The organism is Neobacillus notoginsengisoli (genome assembly GCF_003515685.1).
Lineage (GTDB): Bacteria > Bacillota > Bacilli > Bacillales > Cytobacillaceae > Bacillus_D > Bacillus_D notoginsengisoli.
Map to the genome: position 1 here is coordinate 1 of NZ_QWEG01000002.1, position 15,164 is coordinate 15,164.

19 protein-coding genes, 1 tRNA gene and 1 rRNA gene are annotated in these 15,164 nt (G+C 43.6%); 5 read left to right on the forward strand and 16 right to left on the reverse strand.

The features are described 5' to 3' along the window. From D1B31_RS02730 to D1B31_RS02740, 3 genes are all read right to left on the reverse strand, one after another. A 16S ribosomal RNA gene (locus D1B31_RS02730) occupies window positions 1-330 on the reverse strand; the annotation flags it as partial. Between the two features lie 586 nt (window positions 331-916). Beyond that, on the reverse strand, window positions 917-1,117 hold the full coding sequence (locus D1B31_RS02735) for a hypothetical protein (RefSeq protein WP_118919231.1): 201 nt from the start codon (window positions 1,115-1,117) through the stop codon (window positions 917-919). A 48-nt stretch (window positions 1,118-1,165) separates the two neighbouring features. Beyond that, window positions 1,166-2,065, reverse strand: a complete 900-nt coding sequence (locus D1B31_RS02740; protein WP_118919232.1) for a DMT family transporter — start codon at window positions 2,063-2,065, stop codon at window positions 1,166-1,168. Between the two features lie 122 nt (window positions 2,066-2,187). Here D1B31_RS02740 and D1B31_RS02745 point away from each other — a divergent pair, with 122 nt between their 5' ends. Next, window positions 2,188-2,880, forward strand: a complete 693-nt coding sequence (locus tag D1B31_RS02745) for an MgtC/SapB family protein (protein WP_118919233.1) — start codon at window positions 2,188-2,190, stop codon at window positions 2,878-2,880. Between the two features lie 29 nt (window positions 2,881-2,909). Here D1B31_RS02745 and D1B31_RS02750 read toward each other — a convergent pair whose 3' ends face one another. Next, on the reverse strand, window positions 2,910-3,122 hold the full coding sequence (locus tag D1B31_RS02750; RefSeq protein ID WP_118919234.1) for a hypothetical protein: 213 nt from the start codon (window positions 3,120-3,122) through the stop codon (window positions 2,910-2,912). A 316-nt stretch (window positions 3,123-3,438) separates the two neighbouring features. On the opposite strand from D1B31_RS02750, the gene D1B31_RS02755 reads away from it, so the two are divergent. Then, window positions 3,439-3,511: transfer RNA gene (locus tag D1B31_RS02755), tRNA-Ala, on the forward strand. 119 nt (window positions 3,512-3,630) lie between these two features. Further along, window positions 3,631-3,960 carry a LapA family protein gene (locus D1B31_RS02760; RefSeq protein ID WP_118919235.1) on the forward strand — a complete coding sequence of 110 codons (330 nt, stop codon included), beginning with the start codon at window positions 3,631-3,633 and terminating at the stop codon, window positions 3,958-3,960. A gap of 88 nt (window positions 3,961-4,048) precedes the next feature. On the opposite strand, the gene D1B31_RS02765 is transcribed toward D1B31_RS02760, so the two are convergent. The 10 genes from D1B31_RS02765 to D1B31_RS02810 form a co-directional block, all read right to left on the reverse strand. Continuing rightward, a complete protein-coding gene (locus D1B31_RS02765; protein WP_118919236.1) occupies window positions 4,049-4,393 on the reverse strand; it encodes a helix-turn-helix domain-containing protein in 345 nt (114 codons plus the stop codon). Window positions 4,394-4,429: 36 nt separating this feature from the next. Continuing rightward, a complete protein-coding gene (locus tag D1B31_RS02770; RefSeq protein ID WP_118919237.1) occupies window positions 4,430-5,362 on the reverse strand; it encodes a type II secretion system F family protein in 933 nt (310 codons plus the stop codon). Between the two features lie 5 nt (window positions 5,363-5,367). After that, window positions 5,368-6,339, reverse strand: coding sequence for a type II secretion system F family protein (locus tag D1B31_RS02775; RefSeq protein WP_118919238.1), 972 nt, complete (start codon window positions 6,337-6,339; stop codon window positions 5,368-5,370). Then, window positions 6,336-7,685, reverse strand: coding sequence for a TadA family conjugal transfer-associated ATPase (locus D1B31_RS02780; RefSeq protein WP_118919239.1), 1,350 nt, complete (start codon window positions 7,683-7,685; stop codon window positions 6,336-6,338). Before D1B31_RS02780 ends, D1B31_RS02775 begins: the two co-directional genes overlap by 4 nt. Further along, window positions 7,685-8,875, reverse strand: a complete 1,191-nt coding sequence (locus D1B31_RS02785; RefSeq protein ID WP_118919240.1) for a CpaE/TadZ family protein — start codon at window positions 8,873-8,875, stop codon at window positions 7,685-7,687. Before D1B31_RS02785 ends, D1B31_RS02780 begins: the two co-directional genes overlap by 1 nt. After that, a complete protein-coding gene (gene cpaB, locus D1B31_RS02790; protein WP_158587416.1) occupies window positions 8,872-9,477 on the reverse strand; it encodes a Flp pilus assembly protein CpaB in 606 nt (201 codons plus the stop codon). The genes D1B31_RS02785 and cpaB overlap by 4 nt, the downstream gene beginning before the upstream one ends. 21 nt (window positions 9,478-9,498) lie before the next feature. Next, window positions 9,499-10,416: a pilus assembly protein TadG-related protein gene (locus D1B31_RS02795; protein WP_118919242.1), complete on the reverse strand. Its 918-nt coding sequence runs from the start codon at window positions 10,414-10,416 to the stop codon at window positions 9,499-9,501. A 1-nt stretch (window position 10,417) separates the two neighbouring features. After that, window positions 10,418-10,792 carry a TadE/TadG family type IV pilus assembly protein gene (locus D1B31_RS02800; protein ID WP_118919243.1) on the reverse strand — a complete coding sequence of 125 codons (375 nt, stop codon included), beginning with the start codon at window positions 10,790-10,792 and terminating at the stop codon, window positions 10,418-10,420. Continuing rightward, on the reverse strand, window positions 10,789-11,301 hold the full coding sequence (locus D1B31_RS02805; RefSeq protein WP_118919244.1) for an A24 family peptidase: 513 nt from the start codon (window positions 11,299-11,301) through the stop codon (window positions 10,789-10,791). Before D1B31_RS02805 ends, D1B31_RS02800 begins: the two co-directional genes overlap by 4 nt. Before the next feature lie 79 nt (window positions 11,302-11,380). Continuing rightward, the gene (locus D1B31_RS02810) at window positions 11,381-11,545 is read right to left on the reverse strand and encodes a Flp family type IVb pilin (protein WP_118919245.1); all 165 of its coding nucleotides are present in this window, start codon (window positions 11,543-11,545) and stop codon (window positions 11,381-11,383) included. Between the two features lie 240 nt (window positions 11,546-11,785). Here D1B31_RS02810 and D1B31_RS02815 point away from each other — a divergent pair, with 240 nt between their 5' ends. Beyond that, window positions 11,786-12,139 carry a DUF192 domain-containing protein gene (locus D1B31_RS02815; protein ID WP_158587417.1) on the forward strand — a complete coding sequence of 118 codons (354 nt, stop codon included), beginning with the start codon at window positions 11,786-11,788 and terminating at the stop codon, window positions 12,137-12,139. 251 nt (window positions 12,140-12,390) lie between these two features. After that, window positions 12,391-12,948 carry an isochorismatase family protein gene (locus D1B31_RS02820; RefSeq protein ID WP_118919247.1) on the forward strand — a complete coding sequence of 186 codons (558 nt, stop codon included), beginning with the start codon at window positions 12,391-12,393 and terminating at the stop codon, window positions 12,946-12,948. A gap of 47 nt (window positions 12,949-12,995) precedes the next feature. On the opposite strand, the gene D1B31_RS02825 is transcribed toward D1B31_RS02820, so the two are convergent. Together D1B31_RS02825 and D1B31_RS02830 are read right to left on the reverse strand one after the other, a co-directional pair. Continuing rightward, window positions 12,996-13,598 (reverse strand): DedA family protein, encoded by a 603-nt coding sequence (locus tag D1B31_RS02825; RefSeq protein WP_118919248.1) that lies wholly within the window; start codon window positions 13,596-13,598, stop codon window positions 12,996-12,998. Window positions 13,599-13,641: 43 nt separating this feature from the next. Next, window positions 13,642-15,045 (reverse strand): DEAD/DEAH box helicase, encoded by a 1,404-nt coding sequence (locus D1B31_RS02830; RefSeq protein WP_240035142.1) that lies wholly within the window; start codon window positions 15,043-15,045, stop codon window positions 13,642-13,644. Window positions 15,046-15,164 lie beyond the last annotated feature (119 nt).

Below are 15,164 nucleotides of genomic sequence, written 5' to 3' on the forward strand. Positions count from 1 at the left end.
GTCCCAGTGTGGCCGATCACCCTCTCAGGTCGGCTACGCATCGTCGCCTTGGTGGGCCATTACCCCACCAACTAGCTAATGCGCCGCGGGCCCATCTGTAAGTGACAGCCGAAACCGTCTTTCAGCTTTTCCCTATGCAGGGAAAAGGATTATCCGGTATTAGCCCCGGTTTCCCGGAGTTATCCCAGTCTTACAGGCAGGTTGCCCACGTGTTACTCACCCGTCCGCCGCTAAAGTTTCAAAAGCAAGCTTTTGAAACTTTCGCTCGACTTGCATGTATTAGGCACGCCGCCAGCGTTCGTCCTGAGCCAGGATCAAACTCTCCAAGAAAGAGTATGAGTTTAGCTCATAAAGTTACGTTGGCTAGTGATCCGAAGATCACTATATTATTGTTTGTTGACGCTTGTTTGTTTAGTTTTCAAAGAGCAAGTATCCTACATCGGCATAAATCATTATTGTTAAAGTTTGAGGATTTTGCATCTCAAAACAAAACAATATTTAAGAAAATTTACTGCCGTAGAAATTTAACATGTCGCCGTAGCGACTTAGTTACTATATCACATTCGTTCCGGCGTTGTCAACCGCATTTTTTAAAGTAACAGTGACTTCATTTCCAACCGCTCCGAAGCGACGATTTATACTATATCACGCATTTAAAATGTTTGCAATATAATTTTTAAAACTTTTTTATTTCCCAAAAAGGAAGTTGAATCTCTTATTTACTTCTTCTATAACATGTACTGATTTTTTATAGTTGCTCTTTAAGTTGGTTCAGCAACGTCGGAAGGTCATTCCATTGAAATGCGATTACGGAATATATGCTCAAATCCGCAAGATCTGCAATCACAAGCCTGGTTCCCGCTTTTTTCCGGAGAGCTTCTGGCCAGAGATAAATGGCATAAAGCTCACCCACTCCTCATTGCTGATCCTGCCTTTCTGGGCCGAAGGAGGCACAGCCGATAATCCGGCCTTCCTCCGTTTCCTCAATATACACAGGGGAATCTCCAATTGGATTGGAGAGGGTTTCCTTCCATAAAGAAAGCCTTTCGTCTATTTTCAACCCATCCAGAACTTCCTGGTCGACCATTCCTTTGTATGCTGCCTGCCAGTTTTTCACATGTCTTTCATTTCCGCTTTCCGGATCAACAATGCTCCTCCCCCGCTTTTAATGCTGGGCTGCTATTTGTTTAAGCTTCAGCCTTCGCTCATTAATAATAAATAGAGATAATCCCGCAATAACAACTCCGCCGCCAACAATCTGAGACCAGATGACCGATTCACCAAGCAAAATGTATGCGAGAATCGCCGCACCGATTGGTTCAAATAGTATGGCCATGGAGATCATTGACGTACTGATCCATTTGACAACCCAATTAAAAAGGCTGTGGCCAAGAAGGGTAGGAAGCAGCGCCAGCAAGATGAAGTGGATCCAATCGCTTTGCTGTACCGGTATGAATGAATCGCCTATGGCAACGATATATATAAATAATGTAACGGTGCTGATAAGGTATACTAAAAATGTATAAGTAATCAGCGACACTCTCTGCCTTACTGTCTGGCCGAATAACAAGTACCCAGTTATGAAAGCGCAAGCTACAAGGGCAAGAAAGTCACCGAAGAGAGCGGAACCGCTAATCCGGAAATCCCCCCAACTGATAATAAAGCTTCCAATGATAGCAATGATCCCACTCGCTATTGCCCCAAACGTCATTTTTTCCTTAAAGAACAAATATGTTCCTATGAAGGCAAACAGCGGCTGGAGTGTAACAAGTACTGTTGAGCTGGCAACAGATGTGTAGTTTAACGATTCGAACCAGAGGATAAAATGAAATGCTAGTAATACACCGGCTACAATAGTAAAAATCCAGTCCTTTTTTGAAATTCCTCTTAATTCTGGGGTGTATTTTGCCAAAAAAAGCGGCAGCATGAAAAGAACAGAAAAAAACAATCGATAAAAAGCGATGACGCCAGATGGTGATGCTGAGAATTTCACAAATATAGCTGAAGCGGACACGGTAATAACACCGATTGCTAAAGCCATATATGGATTAAGAATAGGTTTCATAAAAGCTCCTTTGGTGTAAATGATTAATTATGTAGTGCCATGTATTTTACATGGATTACTCGTATTTTTCTATTATATTATAATTTTTTGCTAAATAAAGAGGAAATAGGTGGGGAGCGGACATGTCGGCTTTTGAAACAGAAATCTTTTTAAAATTGGGAATTTCTGCGGTCCTTGGGTTGGTTATTGGGCTTGAAAGGGAACTGAAGCGAAAGCCAGTCGGGCTGAAGACTAGTCTCGTTATCTGCATCGTCAGCTGCCTTCTCACAATTGTATCCATGAAGTCAGCATATAATGCGGTTCCGGGCGCGGTCAATATCACAATGGATCCGCTGAGGCTTGCTGCGCAAATTGTTTCAGGCATCGGTTTTCTAGGCGCTGGGGTTATTTTGCGAAGAGAGAATGACAGCATTTCAGGTCTTACAACAGCGGCAATCATTTGGGGAGCCGCCGGAATTGGAATTGCGGTTGGCGCTGGATTCTATTTAGAGTCTTTCGCCGGCGTTGCACTGCTCATTTTCAGCGTGGAGTTCCTGCCATTTATTATAAAAATGATTGGGCCAAAACAATTAAGGGAAAAAGAAATTCTTCTTCAGCTTCATGTAGCGGAACGGGAGAAGATTGATTCTTTAATTGATTTTATTTCTGAGCAAAAATATATTTTAAGAAAGGTTCGGATTAAAGATCTAAGAGATGGTGACCATCACGTCCATTTACAAATCGGAGTAGATTCAAGATTGAAGACAACAGAGGTTTATAATTTGATTTCTGACCTTCCAGGAGTCCAGCGTGTGGAAATTGAGAGCATCAGTTAAATGGCAGGGCGGCTTTGGCCGCCCTTTTTTTATTTTCGCCTCTGTTTTCTATCTACATAGTCGTCGTACCACTGCTTGTACGTATAGTCCCGGTTTTTCATTGAATAAAACACGCCGACCGCCAAGGCAAAGCCTGCAAAAATGAAGCCGACCGTAAAGCCGAAGCTGTGGTAGCCAAGAACGATGCTGATAATTGTGGTCAGCATTAATGCAATTAATATATAAAACAGGATATTTCTCAAAAGGAAGCCCCCTTCATAACCGGTTTTGTTCGGTAACCCGCAAACAGGATTTTTAACAGCCTGTCCGCCGAGAAAATTATATCACAAAGTGAATCTTCAATCAGTGGGGTTTTTCTACTGAATTGTTAGTTGAACCAATCGGACCTAAGGGGCAGTGCCTCCTAGGAAGCTTACTGACCCTTAAGGTGTCGAATTTTTAATTTTCCCCTTGCAATATTTTGCAAGGGTGATATAATGTTTTTTGTAGTCGTTTTTGAGGAAACATTTATAGTCAGTTTTCGAGAAAACTTTATAAGGGAACACCCAAATTCCACACGGGGGCTTAGCTCAGCTGGGAGAGCGCTTGCATGGCATGCAAGAGGTCGTCGGTTCGATCCCGATAGTCTCCATACTAAAGAACTTTTGCTAATTGGCAGAAGTTCTTTTTTCTGTTTTTTTGCCTTGTTTTTTCTTTCCTCCCATTGGGTATCTTTAGAATAAGGGACACGATACAAAGGGAGGCTACGTGATGAAAACGCAATGGAGTTTGCTGCTGGGCATCGTTTTTGCGTTACTGGTTGCTATTTTTGCTGTTATGAATGTTGAACCGGTTGAAGTCGATTATTACTTTGGCTCTGCGCATTGGCCGCTTATCCTAGTTGTCCTCGGCTCGGTATTGGCTGGGGTAATCATTATGGGGGCAGTCGGTACCACCAGGATTGTCGCCCTAAAAAGGGAATTACGAAAGGCACGGAAAGAACGGGATGAGTTTCAAGTAAAAGCCGACCTTGCCGCAAAGGATGCCGTTCAGCCTGATGAAAGAAGAAATTCTTATGACAGCCTGGAGGCGCAGAATTAAGCATCAAAGTCAAAACCCTTGCTCTGCAAGGGTTTTTTGTGTGCTATTTAAGTTGGTCTTAGTATATACTGTGATATCAAAAAAGTGGTTACTTAGACGGGCCGTTGCTCCCCGGTTCATTCAAGATTTCCAGCAGTTCCTTGACCCTTTTTATCTTTTCCGGCTCCATATCTTTCTCTGATAGTTCAACATGCAACTTCAAGATGCCTGTTCCTCCGTTTACAGCCTTTGCATCCTTTTCCTTATTAATGAATACATCCACGCTCACCTGGAGTGCCGCAGCAAGCTTTTCCAAAACGTCAATACTGGGGTTCCGCTGTATTCCCCTTTCCAAAAAACTTAAATAAGATTTAGAAATACCGGTCAGTTCGCTTAATTTATTCAGCGACATCCCTTTTTCTGTACGCAACTTTCTTATCCGTCTTCCTTCCATATGTTGACCTCCCCTGGTCTGACGGGACAAAAGCTATTAACCTCCCAGTCCATTTTGCAAAAGATAGATGATTAGCGGACCCAATAAAATAATAAATATTGCCGGAAAAATAAACAGAACCATCGGGAAAAGCATTTTTATCGGTGCTTTCATCGCTTTTTCACGGGCGAGCTGGCGTTGGTGCTCCCTTATCCTATCCGTTAAGGCACGGAGGACCTTCGACATTCCGATTCCAAGTTGGTCTGCCTGGATTAACGAAGTCATTATGCTCTGAAAGGCATCGAGGCTGACCCGGGCCCGGAGGTTAATAAAAGCATCTCTTCTTGATTTTCCGAGCCTCATTTCCTCTATCGCCCGCAAAAACTCTTCTGACAAAGGTCCCTCTTTATTTTTACAGACACGCATGATTGCGGCGTCGAGCCCCATCCCCGCTTCCACCGATAGATTCACCATATCGAAAAAATCGGCGAGAGACTTCTGGATTTTTGCAAGGCGCTGAGTTTTTCTTGCTCCCAGATAAAAAATTGGATAATAAAAGCCAAGCCCACCAAGAGCGCTCGACAGTAAAAATAAACTCATCGTTTTTCCGGTAGTCCTCCCAAACAGGAGAAAACCGAGGAAGAAAAGAAGAAGTCCTGCTAGCAGCTGGAGCAGCCTGAAGTCGACCGCTGTCCACTTCACCACCCCTGCATCCAAGAGCTTTTTCTCGAGATCGCTTTTCGCTTCTGCGGAAAGTTTCTTCGACAAAAACACCTTCATTTTCTCCGCGAGGGTTGAAATTTTTTCTTCTGCAAAAAATTGCCCCCTGTTTTTCATTTCCACAGGTTTGGGAGCCTGGCGCTCAGTGCCGAGAAAGTTTTCGACCCTGCTGTGAATCGTAAGTTCACTCCTGTAAAGAAATTGCAGAAAAGCCCGGTATACAAGTGTGAGTGACAAAAACGCCATGAAATATAGAGCTGCGATCAGCATTTTGCCTACACCTCAATCCGGACAATTTTTCGAATAAAGAACCAGCCCATCAAAATGCCCATTCCGCCTGCTGACAGCATCACCCATCCAAGCGGATGCTCGAGGAGAAGGTTGAAATATTCTGGATTAACGAGCTTAAGGTAAAGAGCCAAAGCAACGGGCAGCCCGGTAATAATCCAGGTTGAAAGCTTCCCCTGGGCAGTCAGCGTTCTGATCTCTTCTTTAATTTGGATCCTTCCTGTTACCGTTTCTTGAATCGTTTCGAGGAGGACAGCGAGATTCCCCCCACTTGCCCGTTGGATCAACATCGATTTGACAGCCATTTCGAGTTCCTTGTCGGGAAGCCTTTGGAGCATTTTCATGAACGCTTCCTCCACCGGCACCCCTAAATTTATATCCTTCAAGGTCTTGTCAAACTCAGTGCCAATCGGGTCGGGAAACTCCTCGGAGATCAGCTTCATCGCCTGCATAAAACTGAAACCGGCCCTCATCGAGTTGGCCATTGTTCCAAGCGCTTCTGACAGCTGATAGGCGCTGCGGGTTAAGCGCTTGTTGATTTTTTTGTTAAGCTGAAGGACAGGAAGCCAGAAACCGACGATGCCGATTGGGATAAAAAACAAAAAATGAATGTTCAGCATATAGGCAATTAATACAGGACAAACGAGCGACAGCATCCGGAAAATAAAGAACTCCCCAGGTGAAAGAGCAGACCTGCCCTGGACCAGCTTTTTCTCCCACTTTGAGATAGCCGGTGAAATGCCATTCAAGCGTGAGCCCGCCTCTTGAATAAGCGATACATGCTTGCTTTTGGCGGGCTTCTTCTTTTCTATTTCTTTCTCTTCCTTTTCCAAAACAAAATAACTGTCCAGCCGCTTTTTCATCTTCATTCTCCGGCCGATTATTGAAAAAACTAGATAAGCGACAACGCTTAAACCAATTACAGACAAAGCAAGTTGCACTGGAAGGTTCACATTCATACCCGCCACTCCTCCAAATACCAGGAAGTAGGAATTGTAAATCCTGACAATTCAAGCCTGTCGGCGCAGGCGGGACGGATTCCGGTCGACATGAATCTTCCCTTTATCCTCCCTTCTTCAGTCATACCCGTTTCTTTAAAAATAAAAATATCCTGGGTAACGATCGTATCTCCTTCAAGTCCAAGCACCTCGGAGATATGGGTTATTTTCCTTGTTCCGTCCTTCATCCTTGTCTGGTGTATGATAATATCGAGCGCGCTTGAAATCTGTTCCCTGATCGCACGGACAGGAAGATCAAAACCAGCCATCAATACCATTGTCTCAAGTCTGGCAAGTAAATCCCTTGGTGAGTTCGCATGCCCCGTTCCAAGGCTTCCTTCATGTCCAGTGTTCATTGCCTGCAACATATCGAGCGCCTCGGCGCTTCGCACTTCCCCGACAATAATCCTGTCTGGGCGCATCCTGAGCGAATTCCTGACAAGGTCACGGATTGAGACAGCTCCCTGTCCCTCAATATTCGGCGGCCTTGATTCAAGTGCGACAACATGCTCTTGCGACAGCTTCAGCTCGGCAGCGTCCTCAATTGTGACAATCCGCTCGCTTTCCGGTATGAATGACGACAGCACGTTCAAGGTTGAGGTTTTCCCTGACCCCGTCCCGCCGCTGATGAAAATATTTAGCTGTGAAACAACGCACGCTTCAATGAATTCCGCCATTTCCGTACTTAACGTTTGGAATTGGATAAGGTTCTTAATTGTAAATGGCGTATCCGAGAACTTCCTGATTGTCAAAACGGGGCCATAAAGCGCCAGCGGCGGAATGATCGCATTTACCCTTGATCCGTCCGGGAGACGGGCATCCACCATCGGCGAACTTTCGTCAATCCGGCGCCCGAGCGGGTGGACAATCTTTTCAATAATCCTCAACACATGGTCGTCATCCTTGAAATGGACAGAGGTCTTTTTGATTTTCCCTTTTGTTTCCATATAAATGTCCTTTGGCCCGTTTACCATCACTTCAGTAATATCCGGGTCTTCGAGGAGCGGAGTGATCGGCCCGTACCCGACCAATTCATTTTTTGCCCCTTGGAAGATGGCCTGCTTATCTTCAAACGACAGATGAGAGGCTTCTTTTTGCAAAAATTCGTCTGATTTTTTTTCGATAATGTCATCATAATTGATATCCTGCTCGTTTCCTGCTTTTTTCATTTCTTCCACAAGGAAGTTATGCAGTTTGCTCTCCAGCCCGTCTTCAGGGACGCTTTTGTTATGATGAAAAACCGAGGAAGCGGCAGGCTTTTTCGTTACAATCAGCCCTTCCTTGCCAAGCCTTTTTAACAAGGACATTAAACAAGCCTCCCCTCATTTACGACTTTTTTTGCAAAAAGTGACCTTTTCTGTTTTTTAACGGGGTTCCCGAAAAAGTCCTGGGCCAAGGAATACATTACCTTCGATATTTTCGCCCTTGGGTAGGAATAGACATACGGGTTTCCTTCATTTACAGAGGTTACGACTACCTTTTCAACGTCTGGAATTCGGGTATGAATCTTCATTCCTAGAACTTCTTCAGCGTTTTCCTTGTTCAATCCCCTTTTTTTCGAATCCCGGTTCAGGACTATTTTCGTTTTTTTAACGAGACCCAGCGAATGAAGTGTGTCAATGAAGATTTTGCAGTTTTTCAATGTCGGCAAATCAAGGAAAGTGACAAGGAAGATATCGTCCGATTTTTCGAGTGCGGTCAGAATATTCCCTTCGACATAAGGAGCTGTATCAATTAAAACCACATCGTAGTCAGGCCTTAAATAGTCCGTCAGCTTCTGGATATGCTCTTCGAGGATGACTTCCGAAAACTCCGGCCTGATTGGTGCGGCCATGATGTCAATGTACTCATTGACGGCATACATATAGCCGCTCAGCTTTTCAGGCTGGCCGTAATATTCCTCTTTCACCCATTCGTAAATCGTCTTATTCGGCTTGCAGTCAAAGAACATCGAAACGTCCCCAAACTGTAAGTCGAGGTCAACGACCGCCACTTTTTTAAACTGCTTTGCAAACGCTGCTGCGAGATTGACAGTAAAAGTGGTTTTCCCAACCCCGCCTTTTGTACTGCAAACAGTGATGATTTTTGCATCTTTTTCAGGGGAATCTTTTTTTACCGGAGCTTTTTCAGACTCCACCTTCACTTGCAAAAGGATTTTCTCTGCCTCTTTTACCGTTTCCCGAATCGTCTCCGGGGGAACAGGGAACGGCAAAACATCAAAGGCTCCCGCCCTGATCGCCTTCCTGATATCGACTTGATCTTCAATATCTATTAATATAGGAATCCCTTGATTCGAACCGGAAAACGCTATTAGTTCTTCATACAAATCCTCAATGATGTCGTCATTGGAGACAGTCAGGAAAACAAGCCCCTTTTCAATGTTATCCGCCAAATCCTCTTTCGACTTCAGCCATCTCACTTTGGATTTCAGAGTAAGGGCATGTTTTTCCAATTCCTCGTATACCTCTTCATGCTTCGCTACAACAAACCATGTCATTTCAAAAACACCCCTTCGTGGAGTTCATCTTCATGGACGTGTGTATGCTTCTTCTCGAGCTTATCGTCTCCATCTTTGCGGAGCATTAAATAGAGCTCATATTTTGTAGAAAATCCAAGTGCCAGACCTTCTCTTGGATTTACCTCAAGCGTCACCATTTGATATTTTTTTCTCGTTTCTTCATCATCGGCGGCATGCCCGATTGCCAGCACCTTTGCGTTTTGGACAATCAGTGTGCCTGCATCATGCTGGCCTGCTTTCGCATCTTCTGGAACAATCAGTTTTACAACAACATCAACATGTGAACCAGCTTTAATAAATCCCGCGATCCCCTGGACATCGGTTACCTGGATGGTCATAGCCCTTTTTCCATCACTTATTGGGAGCAGTTCATTGCCCTCTGCACCCTTTTCAGCAGCGGCCGCCGTCTTGGTAGATGCTGTTTTGGTTTCTTCTTGCTCCTCTGCTTTTGTGGTTACTGGTTTAGTGGATGAAGGTGCCGAAGTTTGAACATTGGCCCTTGAATTAATAAGAATATATAGAAATGAAGTGGCAACCAGCCCGAAAATTAAGGACCAGATCCATAGTTTTTTAGATTTCATGACTTCCTCCATAAACGTGTCTTATTCAACTAGAGAAGCCTTATATATGCCATAATCCTCTTCTCCGCCGAATTCACCAACTGTATAAGTCTTGATAAATTTCCCTTCAACAATTTTATCGCCTTTATCATTTTCAACACGCGTAATATAAAATGCAGCAAACCCTACAATTTCAACTTGGGTTTTTCCCGATAATACAACCTCTTTAACCAGTGGGACAATAATTACCCTTTGGCATGAATCATCTGCAGTTTCATAGCTTTGGCACTTTTCAATACCATTATCATTACTTATTCTACTTTCAAAGCCTTGCGTAACTTGACCCCATTTTTCACCTGGATTTGTCCAAGCAAATTTTTGTGAAACTTCGAGTTCCGCTCCCCCTATAATTTGTTCTTTTAGATTCCTTGTATCTCCAACAAGATCTAAGTACCCAAAATTCCCCTTAACAGACTCTGAGGACTTAAGGGGATAATTCACCCCTTCTTTATACTGGTCTTCTTTAATACCGAGTGGAACCACTCCCTTTTTCTTTTTAAGCCCTCCTTTCAGCTGTGCTTTCGAAGAAGCATTAACTTTTGCGTTATTGATTCCAAGTACTTTTGCAAAAAAAAGAGTCTTATCTCTTGTCTTTGTTGCCTTGATATGGTTAGGCCCAGTATCAAAATCATCATTAATAAGAGTAACTCCGTTTTTTAAAGCTATATCAATAGCAGTCGCCTTTGCATTGGTCTCTCCCTTAAGAAGGTCCTGCGCTCCTGCTAAAACAGCTGCATCAAGCGCTTTCTGTAAATTACTTTTTTCAAAATAAAGCCTTCCTCCATCAATGGCAAGGGCAGTAAAGCCAAGAAGCATAACTAAAGAAACAGCCACCATAACCAGGACGTTTCCATCTTCCTTTTTTAATTTTTTGCCTATATTCCCCAAAACATTTTTCATTCTATTCCACCCTCATTACAGTAGAATTTTCTATTGAATAATCTTTTAGACCATTAATAAAGGAAACAAGCGGTGTGATAAATTTAAAGTTGTGGGTGATTATGACCGTTACCGGTTTTCCACTTTCTATTTTTGTTTCTTTGATCTTAACAATTGCATCTATATTTTTATTTTTCAGTGAGTTTTTGGTGGTGGCTAAAACCGTCGGAGGATCTTCTTGAATGCTAATTGCTCTAGCCGCTTCTCTCCCCGCATGATCAAGAGCGAGATAAGCATGAAGAAGTCTACCGAAATCGACGATTCCAAAAAGCATAATAACCAGGATAGGTAGAATAAGGGCCGTTTCCACCATTGACTGCCCTTTCTCAGATTTCATATCCTTCCCTCCATGAACATCATCGCCACCGTTCCAATTGCAATCGCAACTCCATACGGAAAGGACGGTGCAAGGTCTCTATTACTGACTTGGACTGATTCTTTCCTTTTATTTAAAGACAGCAGAAGAACTGAATTGGTTATCCTCGCAAAAAAACCCTTTACATCTTTTCTTCGGATTATAATAAATAAAGCAATTAAGCCGCCGACTATTGCAGCATACAAAAAAGCATAAAAAACAAAAAAAGCTCCCTTCATTGTTCCAATTGCAGCCATTAGTTTAACATCTCCCGCTCCAATCCCCCCCATAACAAAGGGAATAAAAAGGACCCCCAGTCCAACCAAGAAACCTTTTCCACTAAACAAGAAGCCGTCGAAGCCATTGATCAGTAAATAATAGAGGAAGCCTAGCAGAATTGCGGGGAATGTCACTATATTCAGGATTTTCCTAGATTTAATATCTGTTATCGTACAAATAATTAGTACGATAAGAAGAAGTATATTTTCCACGAAAAGCCCCCTTTCTTTAAAAAACCCCGCTTCTCATGCTTGAAAAGCAGGGCCTACTTTATAATAATTGAGCAATTGCTTATGGATTTAATTCTGCCTTAATATCATCAAATACAGCAGCTATCGAATCCTTTAAAATACCTAAAGCCAAGATAAGACCAACCGAAACTAACCCAATAATCAACCCATACTCCGTAAGTGCCTGGCCTTCTTCTTCTTTGACAATTCTGCTAAGTAAATTCACTTCTCCGCCTCCTGTTTTCTAAGTATTTTTGGGTTCTTTATTTAGAACTTAAACGAATTATATTACGAACAAGGTATATTTGAAAAGTCTGATAATTGTTTGTTTTAACGGATATTTATGGGCTTATCTTACTTTTTCTCTGTTTTTCTTTCATTTACTAACTTTTTAGTTCTTTCTAAAGAACTGTATATTTATTATAATGAACACGTTGCCTGTTTATCTAAGAAGGAGGTCGGGTTTATGCGTAATAAACTAGTTAACATTCCCTTTCCAATAAAAAAAGCGGATTCTTTTTTTGCCCGATTTAAGGGCCTTATGTTTAAAAAGGCGCCGATCAGGAACGAGGGTTTATGGATTATTCCTTGCAATGCTGTTCATATGTTTTTTATGTCGTTCGCTATTGATGTTGTTCTTATTAATGAACGAATGGAAGTTGTCTGCCTTTATCCCGATCTTCAACCATGGACGGCAACAAAGCCGGAGAAGAAAGCTTATTCCACCTTGGAGCTGCCCTCAGGTACGATCGCCAGTTTAGGGATTGAAATCGGAGACATGATTACATTCAATACAACAATAGGAAAACTAGCTAAGTAAGAAAGTTTTAGTAGTGAAGAATTTTCAGGCAGGGCCAAAAGACTGCTCCAATCGAACTAAATCATTGCGGTGTGATTGTTTTCTAGTAAAATAAGAGGTAGGACAAACCGCCAGCCAACACGGTAGGGCAACTTGTTATCTCTGAATCATATGTTACATTTATGAAAACGAATGCTCCTATATAACTAAGTCTTAAGAAGGGAAAGATAAGCTGAAATGTGAATTTAATCTTGCCAAAGGGAGGGAAGCGGATGGGGAATACGGCTTTATTGGTGATTGATGCCCAAGTAGGGATTATTGAGGGGCCAAAATATGGACCAGTTTATGAAAAGGAACGACTTCTTGAATCAATGAAAAAGGTGATTGACGAGGCGAGAGAGAAGGAGGTTCCGATTATCTTTATATTGGACACTGATGTGGCCGAACCGGATTCGATGGAGTATCAGGTCCACCCGCACATCGCTCCTTTAAAGGACGATACGATCCTGACGAAGCGGGCCACCGATGCATTTCATCATACTAACCTGCATGAATACCTGCACACCCTGGAGGTCAACCATCTTGTCATAATGGGCTGCAAGACCGAATACTGTGTCGATACGACATGCCGAAAGGCCACGACACTTGACTATGACGTCACCCTTGTCGCCGATGGTCATTCGACGACAGACAACAGTGTCTTGAGCGCAAAAGATATTATTGCCCATCATAACTGCAATCTCCATCGGCTTGAAAATATTGACTATTTCATTCTAGTTCGCAACTCTGATGAAAATATTTTCAAACATAAACATCTTGATTATAAATAATTGAAAAGGCCTTTGCTGCTGTTTTAGCGCAAAGGCCTTTGTTTAATTTATATACGCTTTTTCACAAACTTTGCTCCAAAGTACAGCGCAGCTCCTGCCAGCAATACATAAACGACATTTGAGAAAACATCCATATAGCGGGCAATATCATTCCACGAAGAGCCTAGCAGGGCTCCCGCGTTGACAAGGATCGTATTCCAGATGAGCGTTCCTGCCGTTGTCAACAGGATGAAGAGCGGGAATTTCATCCTCGACATGCCTGCCGGAATTGAAATGAGGCTTCTTACTAAAGGGACTAGCCTGCAGAAGAACACAGTCCAAACGCCATATTTATCAAACCAGGCATCCGCCTTGTGCAGGTCCTTTTTTGACAATCGTAGAAACCGGCCCCAGCGATCAACAATCCTCTCAAGCCTTTCAACATCCAAAAGCCTGCCGACTCCATACAAAGCAGCCGCGCCCGCTACCGAGCCGAGCGTGGAAACGGCAATCGCTCCTGAAATCGTCAGTTTAGAAGTTGTCGTCATGAAGCCCGCGAATGTTAGGATAACTTCCGATGGAATCGGCGGAAAAATATTTTCCAGGGCAATCAACAGGAAGATTCCAATGTACCCATAGTCATTCATAAATGATAAAATCCAGTTTTCCATTTTTCACTCCAATATAAGAATGCGTATTGGTTTCAGAACGCTTTTATTTTCTCCTGCCACGCCCTGAAGGTTGATTTTGTTTTGGACGGGATGCTGAAGATTTTCGACCACCAGTATTTGCAAGTGATTTCCGGCCTGGCGAAGCTGACTCTTTTCTTTTAGTCTTTGCTTCAGCTTGTTTTCGGCTATTTATTAGAGGTTTTTTATCTCTATTTGAATCAGACCGGCGCGGCCCCGCTGCTGATTTTTTGCGAGGTCTGCCTTCATTACCCGCTTGAGGTGAACGCCTTGAGTTTTGCCGGCCTCCATCGGTTTTGCCAGCCGATCTCCGCCCTGATGGTTCAGTATCTTTAAATCCTTCGGCGTTCTCCTTTTTTATCCGGATGTTCAGTTCCTTTTCAATCGCCATTAGCTGCTGCCTGTCAGCAGCTGTAAACAGAGTGATGGCAAGTCCTTTCGTCCCCGCCCGACCTGTTCTACCGATTCGATGTACATAGCTTTCCGCGTCCTCAGGCATATCATAGTTGAAAACATGGGTGACGCCTTCAACATCCAGCCCGCGCGCTGCGACATCAGTGGCGATCAGCAGCTGGAACTCAACATTTCTGAACCGTTTCATCACCTGTTCCCGTTTTGCCTGAGAAAGATCACCATGCAGTTCTTCACAGGAAAATCCGTTTGCTTTCAATACTTCAAACAGCCGTCCCACCCGCCGTTTCGTCCGGCAAAAAACGACCGCCATGAACGGTCTATGAGTATTAACTAGTTCCATCAATGCGCCTTGCTTGCCACGGTCTGTTGTTTGCACAGCAAGCTGGTTCACCGTTTCAGCCGGACCTTGCGTTTTCTCAACCTGCATATAGTCAGGATTTCGCATATGTTTTTTTGCAAGCGCGCGAACATCCTCAGGTATCGTGGCTGAAAACAGCATTGTCTGCCTGCTGGAAGGCGTTTCCCGGATGATTGCTTCCACCTCATTTAGGAAACCGATGTGCAGCATTTGGTCCGCTTCATCGAGAACAAGAGTAGCTATATTCCCGAGCTGGACTGTTTCCCTCCGAATATGGTCAAGCAGCCTGCCCGGCGTTCCAACAACAACCTGCACCCCTTTTTCCAGCTTCTTCAGCTGCTTTTCGACATCCTGGCCGCCGTAAACCGCCAGAACATTCACGTCACTGCCTGAAACCAGCTTGTTCAGTTCTGCTGTTATTTGAAGCGCAAGCTCCCTTGTCGGCGTTACGATCAGCGCCTGGACATGGGGTGCATCTCCATCAATTCTTTCCAATATAGGCAAAATAAACGCCAACGTCTTTCCTGTCCCTGTCTGCGCCTGGGCGATAAGATCCTTTCCGTCCAGAGCGGCCGGAATGGCCATGGTCTGGATCGGGGTCGGCACAGCGATCCCATTCTCTTTCAAAATGCCTGCCAGCTTCGTTGATATTCCCATTTCTATAAAATCGGGCAATGCAATCCCTGCTTTCTTTTCGATTCAAAGTTTTATTTTCCCTGTTTTCGGACAAAAATGCAAATTGGGCATCTGAACCAATTCCTTATTTTATAATTGCC

Coding starts and splice junctions, on each gene's coding strand:
- D1B31_RS02745 (WP_118919233.1), top strand. CDS start 2,188: ATGTCGGCTTTTGAAACAGAAATCTTTTTAAAATTGGGAATTTCTGCG.
- D1B31_RS02825 (WP_118919248.1), bottom strand. CDS start 13,598: ATGGAAAACTGGATTTTATCATTTATGAATGACTATGGGTACATTGGA.
- D1B31_RS02775 (WP_118919238.1), bottom strand. CDS start 6,339: ATGAATGTGAACCTTCCAGTGCAACTTGCTTTGTCTGTAATTGGTTTA.
- D1B31_RS02815 (WP_158587417.1), top strand. CDS start 11,786: ATGCGTAATAAACTAGTTAACATTCCCTTTCCAATAAAAAAAGCGGAT.
- D1B31_RS02770 (WP_118919237.1), bottom strand. CDS start 5,362: ATGCTGATCGCAGCTCTATATTTCATGGCGTTTTTGTCACTCACACTT.
- D1B31_RS02765 (WP_118919236.1), bottom strand. CDS start 4,393: ATGGAAGGAAGACGGATAAGAAAGTTGCGTACAGAAAAAGGGATGTCG.
- D1B31_RS02820 (WP_118919247.1), top strand. CDS start 12,391: ATGGGGAATACGGCTTTATTGGTGATTGATGCCCAAGTAGGGATTATT.
- D1B31_RS02780 (WP_118919239.1), bottom strand. CDS start 7,685: ATGTCCTTGTTAAAAAGGCTTGGCAAGGAAGGGCTGATTGTAACGAAA.
- D1B31_RS02785 (WP_118919240.1), bottom strand. CDS start 8,875: ATGACATGGTTTGTTGTAGCGAAGCATGAAGAGGTATACGAGGAATTG.
- D1B31_RS02795 (WP_118919242.1), bottom strand. CDS start 10,416: ATGAAAAATGTTTTGGGGAATATAGGCAAAAAATTAAAAAAGGAAGAT.
- D1B31_RS02740 (WP_118919232.1), bottom strand. CDS start 2,065: ATGAAACCTATTCTTAATCCATATATGGCTTTAGCAATCGGTGTTATT.
- D1B31_RS02830 (WP_240035142.1), bottom strand. CDS start 15,045: ATGGGAATATCAACGAAGCTGGCAGGCATTTTGAAAGAGAATGGGATC.
- D1B31_RS02760 (WP_118919235.1), top strand. CDS start 3,631: ATGAAAACGCAATGGAGTTTGCTGCTGGGCATCGTTTTTGCGTTACTG.
- D1B31_RS02800 (WP_118919243.1), bottom strand. CDS start 10,792: ATGAAATCTGAGAAAGGGCAGTCAATGGTGGAAACGGCCCTTATTCTA.
- cpaB (WP_158587416.1), bottom strand. CDS start 9,477: ATGAAATCTAAAAAACTATGGATCTGGTCCTTAATTTTCGGGCTGGTT.